The organism is Pedobacter ghigonis (assembly GCF_903166585.1).
Classification (GTDB): domain Bacteria; phylum Bacteroidota; class Bacteroidia; order Sphingobacteriales; family Sphingobacteriaceae; genus Pedobacter; species Pedobacter ghigonis.
The window spans coordinates 35,543-59,451 of the sequence record NZ_CAESCM010000019.1 but is presented as its reverse complement, the minus strand read 5'-3'; the positions used below and the strand labels follow the sequence as shown (position 1 = coordinate 59,451).

24 protein-coding genes are annotated in these 23,909 nt (G+C 39.7%); 16 read left to right on the top strand and 8 right to left on the bottom strand.

All coding sequences use genetic code 11. The features are described 5' to 3' along the window. Positions 1–189 precede the first annotated feature (189 nt). Together HWV58_RS21710 and HWV58_RS21705 are read right to left on the bottom strand one after the other, a co-directional pair. On the bottom strand, positions 190–570 hold the full coding sequence (locus tag HWV58_RS21710; protein ID WP_175636106.1) for a GtrA family protein: 381 nt from the start codon (positions 568–570) through the stop codon (positions 190–192). Between the two features lies 1 nt (position 571). Further along, on the bottom strand, positions 572–2,212 hold the full coding sequence (locus tag HWV58_RS21705) for an ArnT family glycosyltransferase (RefSeq protein ID WP_175636105.1): 1,641 nt from the start codon (positions 2,210–2,212) through the stop codon (positions 572–574). A gap of 83 nt (positions 2,213–2,295) precedes the next feature. Here HWV58_RS21705 and HWV58_RS21700 point away from each other — a divergent pair, with 83 nt between their 5' ends. The 4 genes from HWV58_RS21700 (at position 2,296) to gcvP (ending at position 8,055) form a co-directional block, all read left to right on the top strand. Further along, entirely contained in the window at positions 2,296–3,012 is a 717-nt protein-coding gene (locus tag HWV58_RS21700; RefSeq protein ID WP_175636104.1) for a pyridoxine 5'-phosphate synthase, read from the top strand. A gap of 93 nt (positions 3,013–3,105) precedes the next feature. Then, on the top strand, positions 3,106–3,996 hold the full coding sequence (locus HWV58_RS21695; protein ID WP_175636103.1) for an EamA family transporter: 891 nt from the start codon (positions 3,106–3,108) through the stop codon (positions 3,994–3,996). A gap of 236 nt (positions 3,997–4,232) precedes the next feature. Beyond that, a complete protein-coding gene (locus tag HWV58_RS21690) occupies positions 4,233–4,796 on the top strand; it encodes a hypothetical protein (protein ID WP_175636102.1) in 564 nt (187 codons plus the stop codon). Between the two features lie 382 nt (positions 4,797–5,178). Continuing rightward, positions 5,179–8,055, top strand: a complete 2,877-nt coding sequence (gene gcvP / locus HWV58_RS21685) for an aminomethyl-transferring glycine dehydrogenase (protein ID WP_175636101.1) — start codon at positions 5,179–5,181, stop codon at positions 8,053–8,055. Between the two features lie 274 nt (positions 8,056–8,329). On the opposite strand, the gene HWV58_RS21680 is transcribed toward gcvP, so the two are convergent. Next, on the bottom strand, positions 8,330–8,692 hold the full coding sequence (locus HWV58_RS21680) for a VOC family protein (protein WP_175636100.1): 363 nt from the start codon (positions 8,690–8,692) through the stop codon (positions 8,330–8,332). 4 nt (positions 8,693–8,696) lie between these two features. Further along, positions 8,697–9,062 (bottom strand): hypothetical protein, encoded by a 366-nt coding sequence (locus HWV58_RS21675; protein ID WP_175636099.1) that lies wholly within the window; start codon positions 9,060–9,062, stop codon positions 8,697–8,699. A 207-nt stretch (positions 9,063–9,269) separates the two neighbouring features. Here HWV58_RS21675 and HWV58_RS21670 point away from each other — a divergent pair, with 207 nt between their 5' ends. Continuing rightward, entirely contained in the window at positions 9,270–9,857 is a 588-nt protein-coding gene (locus tag HWV58_RS21670) for a YceI family protein (RefSeq protein ID WP_175636098.1), read from the top strand. A gap of 411 nt (positions 9,858–10,268) precedes the next feature. On the opposite strand, the gene HWV58_RS21665 is transcribed toward HWV58_RS21670, so the two are convergent. Then, positions 10,269–11,033: an MBL fold metallo-hydrolase gene (locus HWV58_RS21665; RefSeq protein WP_175636097.1), complete on the bottom strand. Its 765-nt coding sequence runs from the start codon at positions 11,031–11,033 to the stop codon at positions 10,269–10,271. A gap of 124 nt (positions 11,034–11,157) precedes the next feature. Here HWV58_RS21665 and HWV58_RS21660 point away from each other — a divergent pair, with 124 nt between their 5' ends. Then, positions 11,158–12,483 (top strand): sulfatase-like hydrolase/transferase, encoded by a 1,326-nt coding sequence (locus HWV58_RS21660; RefSeq protein ID WP_175636096.1) that lies wholly within the window; start codon positions 11,158–11,160, stop codon positions 12,481–12,483. Positions 12,484–12,513: 30 nt separating this feature from the next. Here the strand turns inward: HWV58_RS21660 and HWV58_RS21655 are convergent, their stop codons facing one another. Continuing rightward, positions 12,514–12,978: a hypothetical protein gene (locus HWV58_RS21655; protein ID WP_175636095.1), complete on the bottom strand. Its 465-nt coding sequence runs from the start codon at positions 12,976–12,978 to the stop codon at positions 12,514–12,516. A gap of 85 nt (positions 12,979–13,063) precedes the next feature. On the opposite strand from HWV58_RS21655, the gene recJ reads away from it, so the two are divergent. From recJ to HWV58_RS21620, 7 genes are all read left to right on the top strand, one after another. Next, a complete protein-coding gene (gene recJ, locus HWV58_RS21650) occupies positions 13,064–14,764 on the top strand; it encodes a single-stranded-DNA-specific exonuclease RecJ (protein WP_175636094.1) in 1,701 nt (566 codons plus the stop codon). A gap of 74 nt (positions 14,765–14,838) precedes the next feature. Then, positions 14,839–15,579: an LPS export ABC transporter ATP-binding protein gene (gene lptB / locus HWV58_RS21645; RefSeq protein WP_124561081.1), complete on the top strand. Its 741-nt coding sequence runs from the start codon at positions 14,839–14,841 to the stop codon at positions 15,577–15,579. Positions 15,580–15,750: 171 nt separating this feature from the next. Continuing rightward, positions 15,751–17,268 carry a GH3 auxin-responsive promoter family protein gene (locus tag HWV58_RS21640; protein ID WP_175636093.1) on the top strand — a complete coding sequence of 506 codons (1,518 nt, stop codon included), beginning with the start codon at positions 15,751–15,753 and terminating at the stop codon, positions 17,266–17,268. Between the two features lie 100 nt (positions 17,269–17,368). Further along, positions 17,369–17,797 carry a YkvA family protein gene (locus tag HWV58_RS21635; RefSeq protein ID WP_175636092.1) on the top strand — a complete coding sequence of 143 codons (429 nt, stop codon included), beginning with the start codon at positions 17,369–17,371 and terminating at the stop codon, positions 17,795–17,797. After that, entirely contained in the window at positions 17,781–18,104 is a 324-nt protein-coding gene (locus tag HWV58_RS21630; RefSeq protein WP_175636091.1) for a DUF2752 domain-containing protein, read from the top strand. The genes HWV58_RS21635 and HWV58_RS21630 overlap by 17 nt, the downstream gene beginning before the upstream one ends. A gap of 10 nt (positions 18,105–18,114) precedes the next feature. After that, on the top strand, positions 18,115–18,600 hold the full coding sequence (locus tag HWV58_RS24340) for a CCC motif membrane protein (protein ID WP_217707045.1): 486 nt from the start codon (positions 18,115–18,117) through the stop codon (positions 18,598–18,600). A gap of 105 nt (positions 18,601–18,705) precedes the next feature. Further along, positions 18,706–19,116, top strand: a complete 411-nt coding sequence (locus tag HWV58_RS21620) for a BrxA/BrxB family bacilliredoxin (RefSeq protein WP_025145566.1) — start codon at positions 18,706–18,708, stop codon at positions 19,114–19,116. Positions 19,117–19,201: 85 nt separating this feature from the next. Here the strand turns inward: HWV58_RS21620 and cdaA are convergent, their stop codons facing one another. Both cdaA and folP read right to left on the bottom strand, forming a co-directional pair. Next, positions 19,202–19,993 carry a diadenylate cyclase CdaA gene (gene cdaA, locus HWV58_RS21615; protein ID WP_124561077.1) on the bottom strand — a complete coding sequence of 264 codons (792 nt, stop codon included), beginning with the start codon at positions 19,991–19,993 and terminating at the stop codon, positions 19,202–19,204. A 138-nt stretch (positions 19,994–20,131) separates the two neighbouring features. Then, positions 20,132–20,983 carry a dihydropteroate synthase gene (folP, locus tag HWV58_RS21610; protein ID WP_175636090.1) on the bottom strand — a complete coding sequence of 284 codons (852 nt, stop codon included), beginning with the start codon at positions 20,981–20,983 and terminating at the stop codon, positions 20,132–20,134. A 99-nt stretch (positions 20,984–21,082) separates the two neighbouring features. On the opposite strand from folP, the gene HWV58_RS21605 reads away from it, so the two are divergent. Genes HWV58_RS21605 through HWV58_RS21595 form a run of 3 tightly spaced genes read left to right on the top strand, consistent with a single transcriptional unit; the run spans position 21,083 to position 23,898 of the window. Further along, positions 21,083–21,628: a DUF1599 domain-containing protein gene (locus HWV58_RS21605; protein WP_175636089.1), complete on the top strand. Its 546-nt coding sequence runs from the start codon at positions 21,083–21,085 to the stop codon at positions 21,626–21,628. 60 nt (positions 21,629–21,688) lie between these two features. Further along, positions 21,689–22,840, top strand: coding sequence for a BT_3928 family protein (locus HWV58_RS21600; protein WP_175636088.1), 1,152 nt, complete (start codon positions 21,689–21,691; stop codon positions 22,838–22,840). 2 nt (positions 22,841–22,842) lie between these two features. Then, the gene (locus HWV58_RS21595) at positions 22,843–23,898 is read left to right on the top strand and encodes an ABC transporter permease (protein WP_175636087.1); all 1,056 of its coding nucleotides are present in this window, start codon (positions 22,843–22,845) and stop codon (positions 23,896–23,898) included. Positions 23,899–23,909: the final 11 nt, after the last annotated feature.

The window sequence follows — 23,909 nt, the reverse complement described above, 5'->3', positions numbered from 1 at the left end:
TAGCCATTGGTTCATTGGGCTGTGCGGGTTGCATACCAGGTCATCATCCTGAACTTGTTTCAGGATCTCTTCAATACATCAAAAGCTTTATTAATTCTATCATTAAGAAGTTAAGACAGTTAAGTGAAATTTGGTCTGTTGTACACTTTCTTAATGACCTTAATCTCTTAATGGTGAAATATTCAGACGTTATCTAAACGTAAACAGCATATTAGCCAGAAAATTCCATATAAAAACAATTACAATGGCGAAAAACTTGGCTACATAAAAGTTAGTGCCGTTTTTGCGTTGGTGGAAAAGATAAATGATAATGGTATTGAGGCCTAAGCCAATTAAACTCACCACTAAAAATTTACTGAATTCGGTTCCCCAGTGGGTATTGGTGCTTTCGAATGTCCACACGCGGTTAATGAGGTAGTTATTGGTTACTGCCAGGGTAAAACCAATGGCGTTAGCCACGTACTTGTTTACCTTTATTTTTTCCTTGAAAAGCCATGTAGCACCGAAATCGATCGCCATTCCGAGTAGTCCGGTTAACCCAAATTTTATAATGCGGAAGAATAAATCCATTTTAATGCAATTTAACCAGGTAAAAATGTTCTAATAACTGAGGGCGCGTTTTGGCATTGATAAATTTTGGAGTAAGCTTGGTAATGTGATAGTATTCGAACGATTTTAGTACTGTTGCGCCATAATCTTTTTTCAATTTAGGCAGTTCCGATTCAGGAGCGTAAATCACCAGATTTTCATCGCCTCTAAATTTATCCAGCTCTTCGTAGTTCCAAAAGTATTTCGGTTCTCCTGGTGCATAAAAATCAAAAGAATAAGCATCCGGGTACATTAAAACTGAGGCTTTCGCCTTCGGATGATTTTCTTTTAACCAGTTGCCGGCTTCCATGCCCGACTCGTATTTCAACACCGATGGATAGAAAAATATAGAAAGAAACAACATCAGGCTTGCTGAAATAAAGGTACTTCTGGCCAAAATGGTTTCGGTTTTAATCCCTTTAAATACCATGAACGAGGCAATAAGTAGCACGACTAAGATGGCAATAGCCAGGTAATTGTTTTTAAAGCCAAAGGCAACCGCCACGAAGCTAAGGATTAAAGTAATCAGCACAGCCAAAACATTTTGAATGGTAAAAAAAACTTTCAAGCTTTTGCTTTCCAGTTTTTGAAGGTATAAAGCTGTAATGATGGCAAATTGTGGCAAAATAATTAAAATGTAGTGTGGCAGCTGAAATTTCGATAAAGAGAAAAGCAGGAAAGTGATTGCGGCACTCGTCCAGATCATGATACTTTCTGCCGGTAAGTTGCTACGATTTTTCTTTTTAAACAGACCAACAACGGCACTGTAGAATAATATCGACCAGGGTAGAAATGCCCAAATTGTGGTATGCAAAAAGAAAGAAATATCGCCTTTGCCTTTAATGGGGCCATTGTTAAAAAAGCGCCCGAACTGACTATCCCAAAAGAAAAACTTTAAGCCCGATATACCGGTTTTTCCAAACACCAGTTTCTCGGGATGTAAATCAAACTGAACGTATAGGGTGTAAAGCTCAGGAATAATAAAGATGAAAATCAGTACAATGGCCAGCCACCATTTTAATTTTAGTAGTTGTTTAAACTGTTTGGTTAGGAGCCAATAAATAATAAAGCCGCCAAAAACCGGAATCAAAACAAATATGCCTTTAATCATAATGGCACAGGCTGCGAAGAATGAGCCCAACACAATATGCCAGAAAGAACTTTGATGCGCTTTATAGTAGTGATAAATGGCCGCCAGGGTAAAGGTGGTGATGTAAACCTCGGCGCGTACATCGAAGGTTGAAATGAGTATATGTAGCGAACTAAGTAAAATCAGCGCACTGATTAATCCGGTTTTTTCGCTATAAATGCTTTTAGCCAGTTTGTACAGATACCATGCGCCCAGCAGGCCTGCCAGAAAAGATGGAAGTTTATAGGCAAAGGCATTAATACCAAAGATTTTAAATGAGGCTGCAGCCAGCCAGAAGGTTAAATGCGGTTTATCGAGCCAATCTAACCCACGCACATAAATGTTAATCCAGTCGTTTCTAAGTACCATGTTTTTGGCAATAGAAGCGTAAAGTGCTGAATCGGGTTCCATTATACCGCCGAACAGGGCAAAAGTGCTCACCAGTACAATTAGTGCAATCAGGAGCTTATATAATGTTGTATCCTTTATATTCATTTACGAGAAGCAAATATGAGCAAAAAAAAGTCAAATTTTTTCAAGGTTTAAGATTAACAAAGGCAAAGCCCTATCTTTGCTTCATGACAAAGTTATCGGTTAACATCAATAAAATTGCCACACTACGCAACAGCCGTGGCGGTAATAATCCTGATCTGGTTAAGGTTGCATTAGACTGCGAGCGTTTCGGAGCGCAGGGAATTACAGTTCACCCGCGACCTGATGAAAGACATATCCGCTACCAGGATGTTTACGATTTGAAAGCTGCTATTGCAACCGAATTTAATATTGAAGGAAATTGCAGGGAAGATAAATTTGTAGATCTGGTTTTAGCCAATAAACCTGCGCAGGTTACTTTAGTACCCGATGCCGAAGGACAGATTACTTCTAACCACGGTTGGGATACCATTAAAAATAAAGATTACCTCAAAGAGATGGTAGCTGTATTCCAAAATGCAGGTATAAGGGTTTCTATTTTTGTAGATCCTGTTGTAGAAATGGTTGAAGGTGCAGTAGAAACCGGAACAGACCGCATTGAACTGTATACCGAAGCTTATGCACACAACTATTTTGCCGATCGCGAAAAGGCGGTTATTAACTATATTGCAGCTGCACATCACGCTAATAAATTGGGTTTGGGTATTAACGCCGGGCACGATCTTGATTTACATAACCTGCATTATTTCGCACAAAGCATTCCAGGCTTGCTGGAGGTTTCTATTGGTCATGCCTTAATTAGCGACGCGCTTTATTTAGGATTGGAAACTACCATACAACGCTATTTGCAGCAACTTGCTTAATTAACCACAGAGTGCACAAAGGAATACACAGAGAAACAGAGCCTCTGTGTATTCTGTGAAAACTCTTATTTCTCTGTGGTTAAAAAATACATTATGCTTAAAGGAATTCTCCTTGTTTTTTTTGGTGCCTGTAGCTTTGGCATACTATCCACATTTGTTAAACTGGCTTACCACGAAGGTTATACCCTTGGCGACGTAACTGGTGCGCAGGCTTTTTTAGGTGCCGTAATTTTATGGGTATTGTTTTTTTTTCAACGGAGAACATCAAATTATAAAGCTAAAGAAATAACCCTGATTACTCCCTGGTGGAAAATGGTTCTGGCCGGCACATGCACCGGGCTCGTAAGTATTTTTTATTATCAGTCGGTAAAGCTCGTGCCCAATTCGGTTGCCATTGTGTTGCTGATGCAGTTTATCTGGATGAGTATTTTAATGGAACTCGCGTTTTTTAAGAAGAAACCTACCGGTTTGCAACTACTGGCTATAGCCTTGGTTTTGGGCGGTACGGTATTGGCCAGTGGTATGGTCGAAACCCGTGTGAGCGATATGAGCTTAAAAGGAATTAGTTTCGGCTTATTGGCTGCGCTTTCTTATGCAGGTTTCTTATTGCTGAGTGGCAGGATTGGTAACGAATACCCGGTATTAAAGAAAAGCGCTTTAATGATTACGGGTGCTTGCATCCTCATTTTTATTCTTTTTCCACCGGTTTTTTTATTTAACGGGGCGTTAGGAGGGAGCTTGCTTAAATGGGGATTGATTATTTCTGTTTTTGGAACGGTAATTCCGCCCTTGTGTTTTGCCGAAGGTGTTCCGAAAATCGGTACGGCATTAAGCTCTATATTGAGTGCTGCCGAATTGCCGGTAGCTGTAATGATGGCTGGTTTTGTGCTGCAGGAACAGGTTTCGTTTTTAAGGTGGGTTGGGGTGGTCGTAATCCTGTCGGCAATGATTTTGCCTAATCTGAAATATTTAAAGCGGAAATAAACTTAATTTAACCGCAAGGTACGAGAAGCCAATTAAGTCGTCATTCTGGCGCGTGCCAGAATCTCTTCATTTTCAACCGCCGAGCGCACAGAGAAAAAGGCACAGCGCACGCAGCGTGATATTCAATAACAATCTGTGCTTTCCGTGAATTCGTGGCCATTGTAACTTTAACGGCCAATCGTCTTTGTGGTTAAACTAAAAATAAATACCTTTAAAAAGCTTTAACGCATTTACACATGAAAAAACTGATCATTTATATTTTATCATTCATTGTTATTGGTTTCACAGCGTGCAAAACCAAAACTACTATCAACCAGGAAGAAGCGGGCGAAGTAATTATCGATTACCTTAAAGCCAATCCTGAATATAAAACCACCAGGTTTAACTTTGGCGAAATCAAATTCAACAGTACCAACGATATGTTTGAGTTGGGTAAATACAAATCCTTAGCCAGCAAAGGCCTGGTAACACTTAATTTAAAAGAAGCCAAAAAGAAATTCCTTTCAAAAGATAGCAGTTTTGTTTACCAGATTACGTTAACCGAAAAGGCAAGTCCGTGGGTATTAAAACAGGATGGAGATAAGGCTACCGTTAAAGTGGTAGAGTATGTATTGGCTGATGAGAAACCGGTTGATTTCTCGCAGGTAAATTCGAGCACGGCAAAGGTAACTGTATCTTTAAAAATGGTAACAACCGATTTTGAGCCTTTCGATAAAGATGCGAATAAGAACAGCAACTTTATTACCAAAACTTATAAGCTGAAGCTGAGTAAGGATGAGGGATGGAAGGTGCAGAAGTAAAGGAAAAGACCAAAGCTTAAAGACTAAAGCTATTAGAATCCGGTATTTTGTACTTCCGTTGTTTTTTAAACCGGTAGCAGCGGAAATCCTTTTACAAACCTTATAGGTTTAAATAGCGCTGTTGAAAATTAGAACCTATAATGTTTAAGTAAAAGATTGTAGCGGATAACGGGAACGAATTTAAATTTTAGCACAGCCAGTGCTTTCCAAACTATTATCATATTTGCTTTAAAAGAACAAACGTTTGTCTTTCTTTTTGCTCATAAAAACTACCAGATTTGTAGCTTTTAAACTTGAATAAAACGCCTTTTTTACACTGATATATAGCGAAATAAAGCTGCGTTTTTGCTACCTTTGCACGCAAATTTATTATTCATACCGCATGAGCTTAAATATCCACTACAAGGAAGATTTTCAAAATCGCCATATTGCTCCTAATGAGGCTGATACAGCCGAAATGTTGCACACTGTTGGCGTAAATTCTATTGATGAGCTGATTGAACAAACCGTTCCGACGGCAATTAGGTTAAAACAACCGTTAAACTTGCCTGCAGCAAAATCAGAAACTGAATATCTTGGTGCTTTAAAACAAACTTCATTGTTGAATAAAGTTTTCAAAAGCTTTATCGGTCAAGGTTATTATGATACCATTACGCCGGGTGTAATTTTACGTAACGTATTCGAAAACCCAGGATGGTACACTCAATATACGCCATATCAGGCAGAGATTGCACAGGGCCGTTTACAGGCTTTGTTAAACTTCCAAACCATGGTTATCGATTTAACCGGAATGGAAATTGCCAATGCTTCATTGCTGGATGAAGGTACAGCAGCAGCTGAGGCCATGTTTATGCAATACAGTACGCGTAAAAATCAGGCAGCTAAGAAATTTTTTGTTTCTGAATTGCTTTTTGCCCAAACCATCGATATTTTAAAAACCCGTGCTAATCCTTATGGCATTGAGCTGGTAATTGGCAGTCATTTAGATTTTGTAGCTACCGAAGATTTCTTTGGTGCTATTGTTCAATATCCTGCTGGCAACGGCGAGGTTTTCGATTACAAAAACTTTGCTGCTGAGTTGCACAACTTAAACATTAAATTAACGGTTGCTGCCGATATTTTAAGTTTAACCTTATTAACGCCTCCGGGTGAGTGGGGTGCAGATATTGTGGTAGGTACTACACAACGTTTCGGTATTCCGATGGGTTTTGGTGGACCGCATGCTGCATTTTTTGCTACTAAAGAGGAATATAAACGTTCAATCCCTGGTCGTATCATCGGTGTAACCATCGATAGCCATGGCGATTACGCTTTACGTATGGCTTTGCAAACCCGCGAGCAGCACATTCGTAGAGATAAAGCAACTTCGAATATTTGTACTGCACAGGCTTTATTGGCAATTATGGCCGGTTTCTATGCAGCATATCACGGTCCGAAAGGCTTAAAAGCTATTGCTGAGCGTACACATGGTTTAGCCATCAGCTTAGCCACTACTTTGAAGAATTTAGGTTACGAGCAATTAAATTCAGCTTATTTCGATACCATCCGTTTCAATTTAGGTGATTTAAAAGGTGGCATCCACGCTTACTGCCTGGATAACGAAATCAACCTGAACTATGTTGGTAATACCGTTACCATTTCAATTGATGAAACCACAACTTTCGAAGATATTACATTAATTTCTAAAATCTTTGCAAGGGCAAAAGGCTTTGCAGGCGATCAGGTAGAGGTTATTGAAAACGTAGAAACTGTAGTTCCTGAAGCTTTACAACGTACTTCGGCTTATTTAACGCACCCGATTTTTAATTCGCACCATTCAGAACACGAAATGTTGCGTTACATTAAATCGTTAGAGGCAAAAGATTTATCGCTTTGCCACTCGATGATTGCTTTGGGTAGCTGTACCATGAAATTAAATGCAACAGCCGAAATGATTCCGGTTACCTGGTCACACTTTAGTCGCATTCACCCTTTCGCTCCAGCTGATCAGGTATTGGGTTACTATTCTGTTTTTAACGAACTGGATAAATGGTTAAGCGAAATTACTGGTTTTGCTGCAATGAGCTTACAGCCTAATGCGGGTGCACAAGGAGAATATGCAGGTTTAATGGTTATCCGTGCTTATCACCACGATAGAGGCGATTTCCACCGTAATGTGGCGTTAATCCCTGCTTCGGCACACGGTACCAACCCGGCTTCTGCGGCAATGGCCGATATGAAAATTGTGGTTGTTAAATCTTTAGAGAACGGTAACATCGACGTTGAAGATTTAAAAGCAAAAGCGGAATTACATAAAGACAACCTTTCTTGTTTGATGGTAACTTATCCATCTACACACGGTGTATTTGAAGAAAGTATTATCGAAATCTGCGAAACTATCCATGCTAACGGCGGACAGGTTTATATGGATGGCGCAAACATGAACGCACAGGTTGGTTTAACCAGCCCTGCTAATATTGGTGCCGACGTTTGCCACTTAAACTTACACAAAACATTCTGTATCCCTCACGGTGGTGGTGGTCCGGGTATGGGTCCAATCGGTGTGGCAAAACACCTTGTTCCTTATCTTCCTGGTCACGCTGTGGTTGATATTGATAAAGGAAAATCAATTTCTGCAGTTTCTTCTGCACCTTGGGGTTCAGCTTCAATCCTGATCATTTCTCATGCTTATATTGCCATGATGGGTGCTGAAGGTTTAACCAACGCCACTAAGTATGCCATTTTAAACGCCAATTATATGAAAGCGCGTTTAGAGCAGCACTACCCGGTACTTTATTCAGGTGCTCAGGGCCGTTGTGCACACGAGATGATTTTAGATTGCCGTTCTTTCAAAGCTTTCGGAATCGAAGTAACCGATATCGCTAAACGTTTAATGGATTATGGTTTCCATGCACCAACAGTTTCATTCCCGGTTGCGGGTACTTTAATGGTTGAGCCAACAGAATCGGAGCCTAAACATGAGTTAGACCGTTTCTGTGATGCCTTAATTGCGATTAAAAACGAAATTACCCAGGTAGAAAACGGTACTTTAGATAAAACAGATAACCCGCTTAAAAATGCGCCGCACACAGTTTCAGTAATTACTGCAAACGAATGGGAGCATGCTTACAGCCGTCAAACTGCTGCATTCCCACTTCCATATGTGTTAGAGCGCAAGTTCTGGCCTTCGGTTGGTCGTGTTAACGATAGCCATGGCGATAGATCGTTAATCTGCGCTTGTCCGCCGATTGAAAGTTATTTGGAAGAGATCGTACCTTAAGGCTTAGGGTAGAAAGGTAGAGGGTTCAAGGTTTTCCTTGCCATAGCCTTAGTCCAAACGCCTGGTTCCGTGTCAGCACGTATATATTGATCTGCAAGTTTTGTGAATTCATTTCATAAAGCTTGCAGATTTTTTTTTCGGGCAGTCGTCACCCTGAATTTATTTCAGGGTCTCCATGGGTAAGGGATGCTGAAATAAACTCAGTATGACGATGAGGCTATGGGTAAAGCTCTTCGCTAATCGGTAGCTCACCGACTAAATACCATGATTTTACTTAATGAAAAGCTCCAAAGTGCCACAAAATCCCGGAAGGATCGTGCAGGAAACATTCACTGCCCCATTCTTCGTGACGGATGGGCGTAAGCTTTACATTTTGATACCGGCTGGATAAATCGAGGGCCAGCAGTTCATCGTAGTAGCGCGCTACATCTTCAACTTCCATAAAGATCATGGTGTTATCGATCCAGTCTTTTACATAAGCATTCTGCAAATAAAAAGCCAGATTACCAATTTTAAAAACCGAGATCTGTGCACCCAGACTCGTTTCTTCGAAACCCAGGTCGCGGTAAAAGCTTCTCGATATTTCAAAATCTTTGGCACCGATAAAGGGGCGGATGGAGATGGCTTTGTGGTTCATATCGTTATAATTGATTACTAATGTCCTTATTCCTGTATAGTTTACCACCCAGAATTGATGCGGGGGCAAAAATAAATATAGCTAAAAGCTGCGTCCAATGGCTTCCGCTTGCGCTAAAAAGTGAAAATGTTGCAAAGCCGGCAATAATTATCGCTAAAACATAATTCAGATTTAGATTGCTGGTTTTGGCAATCAGCCTTAATATGTAACCACTTAAGGCAGCAAAGCAAGTTCCATAAAGCAGTGTGAGCAGCTTGAAAAACATTGATGCATTGGCATGTGGCTTTTGCCCTGATAATTTGAAAAGCAAAAGCGATGAAATAACAAAAATGGCATAGCCAGCTAAAACAGCTAAAATTTTTCTGATCATATAAAAACGGTTTAACGAATATAAGCTTAAATGTGCCCTGAGATTTAATTCACATTAAAAAGTAAACAAATTAAACCTTTATTATAAATCTGCAGTCAATAGAATGATTTTAAATAAATCCGATTATTTTTGAAAAACTTAACATAGGTCAATAACAACAGGTAATCGGTTGATCTATATTTGTATCAAATTAAAAAAACCAGAAAAATGAAATTAAAAATCTCTTCAATCTTTTTATTAGTAGCAGTTGTAGCTTTATCAGCTTTTAAAAACCCTACTAAACCAGTTACCTATACTGTAGATGCAGCAAAATCGACCATTACTTGGGTTGGTAAAAAAGTAACAGGTTCTCACAACGGAACAATCGCTTTACAATCAGGTTCACTTGCTGTAAACGGTAAAAGTGTAACAGGTGGTACTTTTACCATCGATATGAACTCAATCAAAGATGCTGATGGTAGCGCTAAATTAGAAGGTCACTTAAAAGCTGACGATTTCTTCGGTGTTGCTAAATTCCCAACTTCTACTTTTGTAATTACTAAAGTAGCTGGTAGCGGTGCTAATGTAACTGTATCAGGTAACTTAACCATTAAAGGTATTACTAAACCGTTAAGCTTCCCTGCAACTGTTACAGTTAATGCTGATGGTACTGCTTCTGCTTTAGCTGGTAAAATCGTGGTAGACAGAACTAAATATGATATCAAATATGGTTCTAAATCATTCTTCGATAGCATTGGCGACAAAGCAATAAACGATGAGTTTGAATTAGCTGTGAAATTAGTAGCTAAAAAATAATTTCCTTTAGTCTCGGAAAAAAAACAAAGCCCTGGCAATTTTGCCGGGGCTTTTTGTTGCATGCCAGGCATGGCAATCGACTATAGGGTGCGAATCCCGAACACGCTTAGCAGTAGGAAGTGTTAGCTAAAGACAAAGGTGTGAGAGGACAGATAGGGAAATAATCCCTATCTTCCTACTCGATTAAGTGCAAAACATGCTAGTTTTACTACCGCGGATAGTGAGTTTTGTTCCTCTTTGGTTAAAAAAACTAACCTTTCAGCCACGGATGCACGGAAAACACGGATTGTTTTGGATATTGCTTCGTGTTCTGTATCATTACTTTGTGTTCTCGGGGGGGTAAAAACAGAAGAGATTCTGGCCTGCGCCAGAATGACGAAACAATAGCTTTGTGGTTAACCTAAGAAAATCTTACCTTATCTTAAACCCGCCCTCTATTTCATCTACAAAGCCTGTGGCTGCACTTTTACTGTGGTAAAAAAGACACTCCCAGTTTTCTTCAGCTGCTCTTCTACCAAATTCTTTGCGTAGTTCCATAGCCTTGCGGCCATCAAAATCGTATTTCGCAATGAAATTTTTAACCAGTTCTTCAGGTTCTGGTAGTACATCACCTCCAAAAAATACCTTTTGCTTGCCCTCTGTTAAAAGGAAAACCTGATGGTTAGGACAGTGGGCACCTGTAAATTCGTAAGCAATGCTTTCATCAATCGCGCCATCGCCCTCTACAAAAGTTAACTGGGCATTGCGCTGTACAAATTCAAAAATATCGGCATGGTAAGAAGTTGATGTACTGCTAAATGCAGTTTCCCATTCGCCACGGTTAATAATATGTTCTGCATCCGGGAAACTAAGTTCGGTTTTACTGACTAACTGGTGAATCATACCACCCGAGTGATCGTAATGTAAATGCGACATTAAAACCTTAGTCACATCGGTAGGATCGAAGCCTGCATTCCTGATGTTTTTATGTAAAATCAGTTCGCCATGATCGTCGCTAAAACCTAAACCCGTATCGAAAAGGATCAGGTCGTTTTTGAGTTCAACCAAAAAAGGTTGTACGTTGATAAACAGCGAGGCGGGTCTGTCTTTAAAATGATGAATGGCAGGATCGAATGGTACAAATTTTTTTGTTGCATCAACCGAATAGGTGCCTTCGTAAAGGGTGTGGACTTGCAAAATGTAAATCTTTAATGTTTCTACAAAGGTAACAATCTAAATAACAGTATTTGTTTTAGTAAAAGCTTGGATACTTCCTTTTTTTGTAAAATATGATTGTTAAATTTCGGGCAAAATATTCTTTATGAGCATCCGTGTTTTAATTTTATTGCTGGTTTTTGGCTTTTCTAACAGTTTATTTGCCCAGCAGCGTCCAAATGTAATTATTGTGCTGGCCGACGATATGGGTTATGCTGATATTTCGTGTTATGGAAGTCCGTTAATTAAAACGCCCTTTTTAGATGGTATGGCTGCAAAAGGAATAAAGGCAACTAATTTTGTAACTACCTCGCCAACCTGTACGCCTTCGAGGGCATCGTTATTAACGGGAAGGTATTGCAGCCGGATGGATTTGCCGAGGCCAATAGGACCAGGCGAAAAAGCAGGAATGCCTGAAGATGAAATTACTATTGCACAAATGCTAAAACAATCGGGCTATGCAACTGCATTGGTTGGTAAATGGCACCTGGGCGATCACGGTGTTTCGTTGCCGAACAAAAAAGGCTTCGATGAGTTTTATGGCCTGCTATATAGCCACGATTACCGGGCACCTTATGTAAAAACCGATACCACCATTAAAATTTTCAGAAATACTAAACCCGAAATTTATAAACCGCACGATAGTATTTTAACCAGTTCTTACACGCGCGAGTCGATTAATTTCATCAAGAAAAATGCAGCGGCAAAAAAGCCATTTTATCTTTACCTGGCTCAGAATATGCCACATTTACCGGTTGCCTTTGCTGCACAAAAAAGCCGCAAAACAACGTCAGCAGGTGGCGAACTGGGCGATGTGATTGAAGATATGGATGCAGGTTTGGCGCAAATCTGGAAACAGGTAGTAGCATCAGGACAGGCCGATAATACGATTTTTATTTTTACCAGCGATAATGGCCCATGGATTAATGCGCCGGCACGAATGTACCAGGATGGTTTTACTAAATTTTATCACGTTGGTTCGGCTGGTGTTTTCAGGGGATCGAAAGGTATTTCTTACGAAGCAGGTCATAGAGTACCATTCATTGTATATTGGAAAGGCCATACACTTACCGATACGCAATTAACGAAACCGATTTCGAATTTAGACGTTTTTCCTACGCTGGCCGAATGGACCAAAAGTAAACTTCCGCAACGGGTTTATGATGGCGAATCTGTTGCTGCTTTGCTAACCACTAAAAATTACAATAAGCCTCATCGCCCGATTTACTACCACAATTATGTTTTGGAAGGTGTAAAGGATGGCGATTGGAAACTGCGGATTACTAAAAATGAGAATAAGGAACTTACTGAGCTGTATAATCTTTCTTGGGATCCTGCTGAGCGGGTAAACCTGGCCGATGATGCCAAATATGCCGAGCAGAAAGCACATTTGATGAAACTTTATCAGGCTTATCCTGGAAATTCGAGGTAAAGGAAGTATGCCTTGATGAGTTGTTAGTCACTAATTGATCTCGAAGGTTTCTATTTTTGATTTTTTTTCGTGAGTAATATATAAAGTGACTTTTGATTTAAATTGTACGAATGAGAATTCAAGGTCTTCATTAATTTTTTCATTTAACAATTCATAAAAATCCGTTAAAATGATTTCATCCTTAAGTACTATATAAAATGTATAAAGATCAATTTGTTCCATTTCTTTAATTATTTCATCCCAGAAGTAATAGAATCTCATAGGGAAAACAGCAATTAATTCCATTTCTACAATTTCTTGGACAATAACTTCAAAAAAAGGCATAAGAATTTCATCACTTGTTATCCAATCTCCATACTCTGTGCCTTCCTGAGTGATAATACCATAATAACTGCCATTAATTGTAATGCTATATGAAACAGAATCTTTATGTGGTTTAGCTTTGACGGTTAGTAACTGATCATTATAATTAATTTCAAAAATATAATCTTCCATTTTAAAGACCATTAAAGTTCATAATAATATACAAGATAGTTGTAATTGATTAAAAATGTATATTTACTGTTCGGAAACAGAATAAATGGAAAAAAGATGGGTGCTTGCATCAAATTGTGATGATGCTACGATAACTACGATTGCAGAACAACTTAATATAGATCGCTCTCTGGCGCAAATATTGGTACAAAGAAATATTTGCGACTTCGATCAGGCAAAAGATTTCTTCAGGCCGGATTTAGATCACCTTCATAATCCTTTCCTAATGAAGGATATGGACGCCGCAATAAACAGAATAGAAGCTGCTCTGGCTACTCACGAAAAAATCCTGATTTATGGCGATTATGATGTAGATGGTACAACTTCAGTAGCACTAGCTTTCAGTTTCTTTTCTCAGTTAACTTCAAATATCGAATATTACATCCCCGACCGTTATCTGGAAGGTTATGGTATTTCTACTGCAGGTATTGATTATGCCAGTGAAAATGACTTCTCGTTAATTATTGCACTCGATTGCGGGATAAAATCTATCGACAAAATTGATTATGCCAATACTTTAGGAATTGATTTTATCATTTGCGATCACCACCTTCCCGGAGATGAAATACCGAATGCAGTTGCCGTTTTAGATCCTAAACGTGCAGATTGTGCTTATCCTTTTAAAGAGCTGGCCGGTTGTGGTATAGGTTTTAAACTGGCACAAGCCTATTCGCAAAAACATCACTTGCCTAAAGAAAGCTATTTGCAGTATTTGGATTTGGTGATGATTAGTATTGCTGCCGACATTGTACCCATAGTAGACGAGAATCGGATTTTAGCGCATTATGGTTTAAAAAAATTAAATACCAATCCTTGCGAAGGTTTACGGGCCTTAATGGAGGTTTCGGGCAAGACCGAAAATTATACCATTACCGATGTGGTTTTTACCCTCGGGCCGCGGATTAATGCTGCGGGTAGGATCGATCATGCCAAACATGCTGTAGCTATGCTACTTTGCCAGGTAGATGGAAATGCTTCGGAGCAGAGCGAGCTGATTAACCTGAAAAATACCGAACGTAAAACCTACGATCAGGACATTACCCGCGAAGCGCTTGCTTTAATTGGCGACAGTGAGGTTTTAATTAACAGAAAAACTACTGTTGTATTTAACGAGAACTGGCACAAAGGTGTGATTGGAATTGTTGCCTCGCGCTTAACTGAAAAATATTACCGTCCAACCATTGTACTTACCAAGTCAAATGGACACGTGGCGGGTTCATGCCGTTCGGTAGTTGGTTTCGATTTATACGAGGCGCTGAGTGGCTGTGCCGATTTGCTCGACCAATATGGAGGCCATAAATTTGCAGCAGGATTAACGATGCAGGAACATAATGTCGATGCCTTTGCTGATAAATTTGAAGAAATTGTATCAGCTAGCATTACCGAAGAGTTGCTAACCCCAATGATTAAGATCGATGCAGAGATAGAACTGGCACAGATTGATGGTAAGTTTTACCGGATTTTGGCACAAATGGGACCGTTTGGTCCGGAAAATATGGCTCCGGTTTTTGTTACCCACGGGGTGTATCTGGCACAGCACGCTATGGCTGTTGGTGCAAATCACTTAAAAATTAATATAAAACAACAAAATTCGCCTATTTTTGAGGGCATCGCATTTGGTTTGGGAGAATTTCAAAACCAATTGTTGCCAAGAGTACCATTTTCTATTTGTTACACCATCGAAGAAAATGTATGGCGGGATAAGAAGCGTTTGCAATTGAATATTAAAGGAATAAAAGTTAATTAAATAAACTTTAATAAACCTCGCAGGTTTTAAACGGCTATGCCAAATTAAACCTGCGAGGTTTAGCGTAGAGATATATGATACTAAGAGCCGAAAATCTGGTTAAAAAATATAAACAGCGTACTGTTGTAAATAACGTTTCGTTTAACGTAAACCAAGGCGAAATTGTGGGATTGCTGGGGCCTAACGGAGCCGGTAAAACCACTTCATTTTATATGATTGTGGGGTTAATTAAACCCAACGAAGGACGTATTTTTTTAGAAGAAGAAGATATTACCGAAGATCCAATGTACCGTAGGGCGCAGAAAGGAATTGGTTATCTGGCTCAGGAAGCTTCGGTTTTCAGAAAACTTACCGTTGAAGATAATATTCTTGCCATCCTGGAAATGAGCGATATGAGCAAGGAAGAGCAGAAAGATAAACTTGAAGAGCTGATTAATGAGTTTAGTTTACATAAAGTGCGCAAAAACCGTGGCGATTTATTGTCGGGTGGTGAGCGTCGCCGTACCGAAATTGCCCGTGCTTTAGCAGCAAATCCCAATTTCATTTTGCTGGATGAGCCTTTTGCCGGGGTAGACCCGATTGCGGTTGAAGAAATTCAGGGTATTGTGGCTAAGCTGAAACATAAAAATATCGGCATTCTGATAACCGATCACAACGTACAGGAAACCCTTTCGATTACCGACAGAGCTTACCTGCTTTTTGAAGGAAAAATTTTAGAGCAGGGCGTACCTGAGGTACTGGCCGAAAATGAAATGGTAAGAAAAGTATATCTGGGATCGAATTTCGTATTGAAACGCAAGAAATTTGATGTTTAATCAACAGGTTGCTGATAAAATATTGCTAACCAAAACAAATTTTAATTTCGGGTGTTGCCTAAACTTTATGCTGAAACGAATTACTGTAAACCAGGGTGCTGTAAATAAAAGAATGTACATAGCTGTAGAAACTTTTGATAAGATGATGTTCATTAATTTTAACCTTTAAAGATGGCAATTGTAAATTCGATTTTTACCTGGTTAATGAAAAAGCGGATCCATCAGATCGAGCTTTTTATGAAATATCCACACGATGTTCAGGAAGAATGGTTCCATACGCTGATTGATAGTGCCGAAAATACCGAATGGGGCAAATTGTACGATTACAAGACTATTTTAACCGTTCAGCAGTACCAGGAACGCGTTCCTATTCAAAATTACGATACTTTAAAACCCTACATTGAGCGCATGCTGAATGGCGAGCAGAATATTCTTTGGCCATCAGATATCAAGTGGTTTGCAAAATCATCAGGTACAACCAGCGACAGGAGCAAATTTATTCCCGTTTCGGAAGAAAGCCTGGAAGAATGCCATTTCAAAGGTGGTAAGGATATGCTTTCCATTTATTGCAATAACCGGCCCGATAACCAGATGTTTACCGGTAAGAGTTTGGTTTTAGGCGGAAGCCATCAGGTAAACCAATTAAACGAAGACTGCTTTTATGGCGATTTATCAGCGGTCCTGATTAAAAACCTGCCAATCTGGGCCGAGTTTTACCGCACGCCTGATATGTCTATCGCTTTGATGGACAATTACGAAATTAAAATGGATAGGATGGCCGAGGCTACCATCAACGAAAATGTAACCAGTATTTCGGGAGTGCCTACCTGGACCATTGTATTGGCCAAAAAAGTACTCGAACTAACAGGCAAAAGCAATTTGCTCGAAGTTTGGCCCAACCTCGAAGTCTATATTCACGGTGCCGTAAACTTTGCGCCATACCGCGAGCAGTTTAAACAACTCATTCCTTCTCCCGATATGTATTATCTGGAAACCTATAATGCCTCAGAAGGATTTTTTGGTATTCAGGATCAGGATGACTCTGATGAAATGTTGCTGATGCTGGATTATGGTATTTTCTATGAATTTATTCCCATGGAACACATTGGTGAAGAGAATCCTAAGGCATTGGTACTAGGCGAAGTAGAGTTGCATAAAAATTATGCAATTGTAATTTCTACCAACGGGGGCTTATGGCGCTATATGATTGGCGATACCGTTCAGTTTACCTCGCTGGCGCCATACCGCATTAAAATTACGGGCCGTACCAAACACTTCATTAATGCTTTTGGAGAAGAGGTGATTATCGATAATGCCGAACAAGCCCTAACCAAAGCCTGTCAGGAAACCGGTGCTGAAATTAAAGATTATACAGCCGGACCAATTTATTTTGAAGGAGAGAAAGCAGGGGGTCACGAATGGATTATTGAGTTTGACAAACAGCCCAGCGATTTTGAAAAGTTTGTTGACATAATGGATCAAACCCTGCGCGAAGTAAATTCTGATTACGACGCCAAGCGTTTTAAGGATATGGCACTCTGCCGGCCTAAGGTACACAATGCACCTGGCTGCACCTTTTACAATTGGTTAAAGGCTAAAGACAAACTGGGCGGACAACATAAAGTTCCACGCCTGGCTAACGAAAGGAAGTATGTTGATGATATTTTAGAGATGATGAAAAATGCTTAATTTCATGAAAAGATAAAAAACATCTGGCAGTTAGGTTGTTTCATCAAATGTGCTGATACAATTATGATGCTTTTGGCCGTTAATTTGTAATACATTCAGCATGAAATTGAACAGGCAAAAAATATTAGATTTCTTTAAAAAATCTGAAGGTAAGGCAACGGTAATCTTAAATGATAAAACCAGGGCCAGCAAAACCATTAAGGATGCGCTGGGTAAAGCTGTAACCAATAAAGGCGATTTAGAAGGCGTTTGGGCAAAGCTGGTATTATTGTTTGCTGTTGCAAAAGATTATGTAAACGGCAGTTATACCGAAATCCCGAAACGATCGATCGTTGCCGTTTTAGGTGGCCTGGTTTATTTTTTATCGCCCGTTGATGTGATCCCCGATTTTGTACCCGCTTTAGGTTTTATTGATGATATATACATCTTAAACCTCGTGTACAGGCAGGTACTTAAAGACCTCGAAAAGTATAAAGCCTGGAAAGATGCGCAGGCAAAAATAATAGATGTATATGGCTCAGCCGGATAAAAGTCTTGTAGACTGGTTGGGCGAACACCTTTTTAGCTGCCCTTTTAAAGCTAATTTTGGTATCGATTGCCCCGGTTGCGGTTTACAGCGTTCAATTATTGCCTTACTGAAAGGAAATTTCATCGATTCTTTTAAATTTTATCCCGCAACCCTTCCTTTAATATTTGTATTGCTTTTTACGCTTATCCACTTAAAGCTCGACTTTAAATTCGGCGCACAGTTGATTAAAATCGTTTTTGCAGGTGTTGCAGTAATTATCTTAATCAATTACATTTACAAAATATACAATCACCAACTACTAAGTTAAACACATACTCATGTCAGAAGAACAGGAAAACCCTCAGGAAAATAAACCTATCGATCTTTCGAAGAAAGAGGAGCCGATTATAGAGCCAATAAATGAGGGGCCGGTAAGTCCGCCACCATTTCAACAACCACCGCCGTTTCAGCAGCCACCACCATTTGGGCAGTTTGGCGGAGGATTTGGTCAGCAGAATTTACCTAACGCCACCGCGGCACTTGTTTTAGGTATTATTGCACTACCAGCTTGTTGCTTTTATGGCATATTTGGGTTGATCTTTGGTGTTATTGCCTGGATTTTAGGTGCTGGAGATGTGAAAAAATACCAGCTTAACCCTACATTTTATACAGAATCATCCTATAAAAATGCCAAAGCAGGAAAGATTTGCGGTATGATTGCTACAATTTTGAGCGCCTTAACCCTATTATTTTTTGTACTCGTTATTGTAGGTGCAATTACCAATCCCCAGATGTACGACGATTTTCTTCGCGGAATGAAGTAATTCAGATCCGATTAATTTTACCTTAAAAATATAAACCGGGTGGTGCATGCCATCCGATTTTCTTATTTTTGTAGCGTTCAAATTGTAAATAAAAAACTCACGATAATGTATCCAGAATATTTAGTAGAGCCAATGCGTAAGGAATTAACCAACGTTGGTTTTCAGGAATTAAAAAATGCAGCAGATGTAGACCAGGCCATCAAAGGCGAAGGAACTGTATTGGTTGTGGTAAACTCAGTTTGCGGTTGCGCGGCAGCAAATGCACGTCCGGCAGCAAGAGCAGCAGCAGCACACGAAAAACACCCTGATAAATTGGTTACTGTTTTTGCAGGTATGGAAAAAGAAGCTGTAGATCAGGCCAGAAATTATATGATGCCTTTCCCGCCGTCATCGCCAGCTATGGCTTTGTTTAAAGATGGTAAATTGGTACACATGATCGAGCGTCATCAAATTGAAGGCAGACCAGCACAAATGATCGCTGATAACCTGATTGGTGCCTTCGAACAATACTGTTAATAAGAGATTGCACAGATATTTAGATTACACTGATTAGTATAACATTAATCAGTGTAATCTTCTTAAATCCCCAAAATCTGTGCTATTAGAAGTCTTTATTGAGCAGTTTCTCCAGCTCCCCGAACGAAACGTTCATCCTTACCCGGCCTTGTTTGGCATACGAAATTTCTCCTGTTTCTTCCGAAATAATTACCGCCACAGCATCCGTAGTTTCCGAAACCCCGATGCCTGCTCGGTGCCTTAAACCAAACTGCGAAGGCAACTGATCGTTATCGGTTAGAGGTAAAATGCAACTTGCACTTTTAATCTTGTTTTCAGAAATAACCACGGCACCATCATGCAACGGACTGTTTTTCTGGAAAATACTTTCGAGCAGGCGTTTAGATATTTTGGCATCGACCAGTTCACAGCTATTGGCAAAAAACTGTTCGTCGTAAAATTTAACAAATACAATCAGCGCACCTGTTCTGGTTTTTTTCATGCTTTTGCAGGCATCAATAATTGGCTTTATCCTTGTTAAATTGTTTCGCTCAATTTCTTTCCTGCCAAATAAATAGCCCCACCAGGCCTTGTTTTTTTGTAGAAAGGCATTTTTACCAATGAGCAATAGGAACCGCCTGATTTCAGGGTGAAAAATAACGATCAAAGCAATAATACCCACACTCATAAATTTCTCTATGATGGTGGTGAGCAATTTCATGTTTAACGCATCTACCACCCGGTAAAAAATGGCAATGATGAGCATACCCACCAGCAGGTTTACAGCCAGCGTATTGCGGATCAGTGTATACACATAATAGATTAACAGTGCTACCAGCACAATATCTACCACATCGGTAATGGTAAATTTTACAAAGTCGAAATCCAATCCTTTCATTATGGGCAAGATAGTAAAACAGTTATAGAGAATTCGTCACCCTGAATTTATTTCAGGGTCTCTAGTTCATAAAGATACTGAACCAAGTTCAGTATGACGTTACGTTTATTTTTGTAATCAAAAAATAATAATCTAAGCTTAACCTAACATCCCCACCAACTTCACACACTCCACAGCCTCCTTAACATCATGTACCCTTAAAATACCAGCGCCTTTTTGCAACGCAATGGTGTTCAGTATAGAAGTACCGTTTAGGGCTTCGGCTGCGGTAGTGCCCAGTGTTTTATAGATCATCCCCTTGCGCGAGAAACCTACCAGTATTGGCAGTTTAAAAATCCGGAAAGCCTCCATCTGGTTAAGTAATTCATAATTGTGGGCAATGGTTTTTCCGAAGCCAAAGCCGGGATCGATAATTACATCGTGGATATGCAATGCCTTCAGCGCTGCTATTTTTTTAGCCAGGTAATCCACAACTTCCAGCAGTACATTTTCGTAAACCGGGTTTTGTTGCATGTTTTGCGGCGTTCCCTGCATGTGCATAATCATGTAAGGTACCTGCAATCTGGCAACCGTTTCGAACATCAGCTCATCCATATCCCCCGAGGCGATATCTTTAATAATATGTCCCCCCGCCTCTATGGTTGCTTCGGCCACTTTGGCCCTGAAAGTATCGATAGAAAAAATGGCTTCAGGAAAAGCCTCGGATAAGCGGGCTACAACAGGTACCAGCCTGTCTATTTCTTCCTGCTCAGAAATATCTTTTGCACCAGGTCTTGAAGAGTAGCCCCCAATATCGATAAATGTTGCGCCTTCAGCCAGGTATTTTTCGGTTTTGATCAGGGCTTCATCTATAGATTTTGTTCTGCTGTTGCTGTAAAAAGAATCGGGTGTAATGTTGAGGATTCCCATCACTTTCGGACTGCTTAAATCGATAAGCCGGCCTTTTATATTTAAGCTTTGTTTGGGCTCAAAAAAGTTTTTTTCTGCCATAATAAACCCTTTCGGGATTTGGGTTTCGCTTTAAAAATGTATCTTTAGCTTTTGTTTTTTCACGACAAAAATACACTAAAAACTAAATAAATATTGGCTTTGGCACAAACAAATACGGCTACAGAATTTGATGAGGTGATTGCAGTTTGCAGATCATTATTTTTAAATAAAACTAAAGATTACGGCACGGCCTGGCGCATATTGAGGCCAAGTTCGATCACCGATCAGATTTTTATCAAAGCCCAGCGCATTCGTACTTTAGAAGAAAAAAAAGTGAGCAAAGTAGGAGAGGGTGTCATATCCGAATACATCGGCATTGTTAACTATTGTGTTATTGCCATGATGCAGCTCGAACTTACCGATAACGATCCGAACGAAATGCCTTTCGAAACGGTTGAAAATTTGTTTGAAGAAAAAATTACCGAAACCAGGGATTTAATGTTTGCCAAAAACCACGATTATGGTGAGGCTTGGCGTGATATGCGCATCAGCTCGCTTACCGATCTGATTTTGATGAAAATTTTCAGGGTAAAACAAATCGAAGATAACGAAGGACAAACCCTGGCATCCGAAGGAGTAAAGGCAAATTACCAGGACATGCTGAACTATTCGGTTTTTGCCCTGATTAAACTGGGGGTTAAATAAATTTTAACTTCGAAATAGCCATTTAAATATTATAAAACGACTGAAAAACAGATTATACCGATGCAAAACGTACTTTTAAGACTCTCCAGATTTTTTGTTGGCGCTTTATTCATATTTTCTGGCTTGATCAAAGCCAACGATCCGCTTGGTTTTGGCTATAAACTGCAGGAGTATTTCGAAGTATTTCACATGGGTTTCCTCAACGGAATGGCTACTGGTATTGCCATTTTATTATGTACCCTCGAAATTGTTTTAGGTGCCTTGTTGCTGTTGGGTTTCTGGAGCAAAAAGGTAGCATGGGGATTATTGTTGTTAATTATTTTCTTCACCCTCTTAACCTTTATTTCTGCCGCATTTAAGGTGGTAACCAGCTGTGGTTGTTTTGGCGATGCCATTCCGCTTACCCCATGGCAATCGTTTACCAAAGACTTGATTTTGCTGGTTTTGATCATGGTTATTTTCGCGAAAAAAGACTTGATTCAGCCTTTGGTTAAAAAGGAAACCACCCAACGCAATATTGCTTTAGCGGTAACAATAGTTTCATTAGGCTTTGGCTTATATACCTACAATGTATTACCTGTTATCGATTTCTTGCCTTATAAAGTTGGTGCACATATTCCTTCATTAATGGTTATTCCCCCGGGAGAAAAGCCAGATGAATTTGAAATTATGTACCACCTTAAAAATAAGAAAACCAGTGAAGAAAAAGATATGAGTGATAAAGCTTATCTCAAAACCGAAATCTGGAAGGATAACAATTGGGAAATTATTGGTGAACCTACGAAAAGGCTGGTGAAGAAAGGCTATGAGCCTAAAATCAAAGATTTAGTAATTACCGATGCTTCGGGAACCGATTATACTAAAGAACTGATCGAAAACCCTTATTACAGTTTGATTTTTGTGGCCTACGATCTGAAGAATACAAACGAAAGTGCAATTGGTAAATTAAATGCCATTGCGATAAATGCCACACAACAATTCAACATTCGTACGGTTCTGTTAACCTCTAATTCAGCACAGGATGCAGAAGTATTCATTAAAAAGAACAACCTTTTTTCGGAAGTTTTTTATGCTGATGCAGTCCCGCTAAAAAGTATGGTAAGGGCTAACCCTGGTGTTTTGTTATTGAAAAACGGAGTAGTTATCAATAAGTGGCATTACCACAATGTGCCAACTTTTGACCAGCTGAGCCGAAAATACTTCGATAAATAAAGATGATTGGCTATGCACTAAAAAAACTGATGTATGGATTGCTGGTAATGGCCGGCGTTATACTGGTTGTTTTTGTGCTGTTTAATATTCTGCCCGGCGATCCAGCCCGGATGACGATGGGCCAACGGGCAGATGTGCAATCGTTCGAAGCCGTACGGAAAGAGTTTGGTTTAGACCGTTCGAAACCTGTTCAGTTTGTTTTATACCTGAATGATTTATCGCCGCTTAGTGTGCTCGATAACGATAGTACCACGCAGCAGAAATATCATTACTCGAAATTAATCAGCTTTAATAAAAAAGCTTTGGTAGTTAAATGGCCTTATTTGCGGAGTTCTTACCAAACCAGGCGCGATGTAACAGCAATTTTGGCCGAAACTGTTCCCAATACCTTTATACTGGCGCTTTCAGCAATGATTTTTGCTACACTGATTGGTGTGTTTTTAGGAGTGCTGTCGGCAGTTTATAAAGATTCGTGGATTGATAAATCAGCCAATGCATTTGCAATTTTGGGCATTTCGGCCCCTTCGTTTTTTGCGGGGATTATTATCGCCTGGCTTTTTGGTTTTGTGCTGAGCAATTACACTGGTTTAAAAATGAGCGGGAGTTTATACTCTTACGATCCTTTTAACGGTGAAGTGCTTACCTTGCGGAATTTATGGCTGCCTATGATTACGTTGGGCTTAAGGCCGCTGGCTATTATTGTGCAGCTTACCCGAAGCGCTATGCTCGATGTACTGGCACAAGATTACATCAGAACAGCAAGGGCAAAGGGCTTAAGCAGGAATAAAATTATTTATAAGCACGCTTTAAAAAACGCCTTGAATCCGGTAATAACCGCTATTTCTGGCTGGTTTGCTTCTTTATTGGCCGGTTCATTTTTTGTAGAATATATTTTTGGCTACAACGGACTGGGCAGGACAACGGTAACGGCATTAGAAATGTCTGATTTCCCCGTCGTAATGGGGTCGATATTATTTATTGCTTTTGTTTTCGTTGTAATTAATATATTGGTCGATATTTTGTACGCCTATATCGATCCGAGAGTGAAACTGGTGTAACGAAGAAGTAA

What these genes read in the sequence shown, in the direction of transcription:
- HWV58_RS21690 (WP_175636102.1), top strand. Translation starts at nt 4,233, where the DNA reads ATGAAAAAACTGATCATTTATATTTTATCATTCATTGTTATTGGTTTC.
- recJ (WP_175636094.1), top strand. Translation starts at nt 13,064, where the DNA reads ATGGAAAAAAGATGGGTGCTTGCATCAAATTGTGATGATGCTACGATA.
- lptB (WP_124561081.1), top strand. Translation starts at nt 14,839, where the DNA reads ATGATACTAAGAGCCGAAAATCTGGTTAAAAAATATAAACAGCGTACT.
- cdaA (WP_124561077.1), bottom strand. Translation starts at nt 19,993, where the DNA reads ATGAAAGGATTGGATTTCGACTTTGTAAAATTTACCATTACCGATGTG.
- HWV58_RS21700 (WP_175636104.1), top strand. Translation starts at nt 2,296, where the DNA reads ATGACAAAGTTATCGGTTAACATCAATAAAATTGCCACACTACGCAAC.
- HWV58_RS21695 (WP_175636103.1), top strand. Translation starts at nt 3,106, where the DNA reads ATGCTTAAAGGAATTCTCCTTGTTTTTTTTGGTGCCTGTAGCTTTGGC.
- HWV58_RS21595 (WP_175636087.1), top strand. Translation starts at nt 22,843, where the DNA reads ATGATTGGCTATGCACTAAAAAAACTGATGTATGGATTGCTGGTAATG.
- HWV58_RS21660 (WP_175636096.1), top strand. Translation starts at nt 11,158, where the DNA reads ATGAGCATCCGTGTTTTAATTTTATTGCTGGTTTTTGGCTTTTCTAAC.
- HWV58_RS21705 (WP_175636105.1), bottom strand. Translation starts at nt 2,212, where the DNA reads ATGAATATAAAGGATACAACATTATATAAGCTCCTGATTGCACTAATT.
- HWV58_RS21600 (WP_175636088.1), top strand. Translation starts at nt 21,689, where the DNA reads ATGCAAAACGTACTTTTAAGACTCTCCAGATTTTTTGTTGGCGCTTTA.
- HWV58_RS21640 (WP_175636093.1), top strand. Translation starts at nt 15,751, where the DNA reads ATGGCAATTGTAAATTCGATTTTTACCTGGTTAATGAAAAAGCGGATC.
- HWV58_RS21630 (WP_175636091.1), top strand. Translation starts at nt 17,781, where the DNA reads ATGGCTCAGCCGGATAAAAGTCTTGTAGACTGGTTGGGCGAACACCTT.
- HWV58_RS21675 (WP_175636099.1), bottom strand. Translation starts at nt 9,062, where the DNA reads ATGATCAGAAAAATTTTAGCTGTTTTAGCTGGCTATGCCATTTTTGTT.
- HWV58_RS21655 (WP_175636095.1), bottom strand. Translation starts at nt 12,978, where the DNA reads ATGGAAGATTATATTTTTGAAATTAATTATAATGATCAGTTACTAACC.
- HWV58_RS21680 (WP_175636100.1), bottom strand. Translation starts at nt 8,692, where the DNA reads ATGAACCACAAAGCCATCTCCATCCGCCCCTTTATCGGTGCCAAAGAT.
- HWV58_RS21670 (WP_175636098.1), top strand. Translation starts at nt 9,270, where the DNA reads ATGAAATTAAAAATCTCTTCAATCTTTTTATTAGTAGCAGTTGTAGCT.
- HWV58_RS21710 (WP_175636106.1), bottom strand. Translation starts at nt 570, where the DNA reads ATGGATTTATTCTTCCGCATTATAAAATTTGGGTTAACCGGACTACTC.
- folP (WP_175636090.1), bottom strand. Translation starts at nt 20,983, where the DNA reads ATGGCAGAAAAAAACTTTTTTGAGCCCAAACAAAGCTTAAATATAAAA.
- HWV58_RS21620 (WP_025145566.1), top strand. Translation starts at nt 18,706, where the DNA reads ATGTATCCAGAATATTTAGTAGAGCCAATGCGTAAGGAATTAACCAAC.
- HWV58_RS21635 (WP_175636092.1), top strand. Translation starts at nt 17,369, where the DNA reads ATGAAATTGAACAGGCAAAAAATATTAGATTTCTTTAAAAAATCTGAA.
- HWV58_RS24340 (WP_217707045.1), top strand. Translation starts at nt 18,115, where the DNA reads ATGTCAGAAGAACAGGAAAACCCTCAGGAAAATAAACCTATCGATCTT.
- gcvP (WP_175636101.1), top strand. Translation starts at nt 5,179, where the DNA reads ATGAGCTTAAATATCCACTACAAGGAAGATTTTCAAAATCGCCATATT.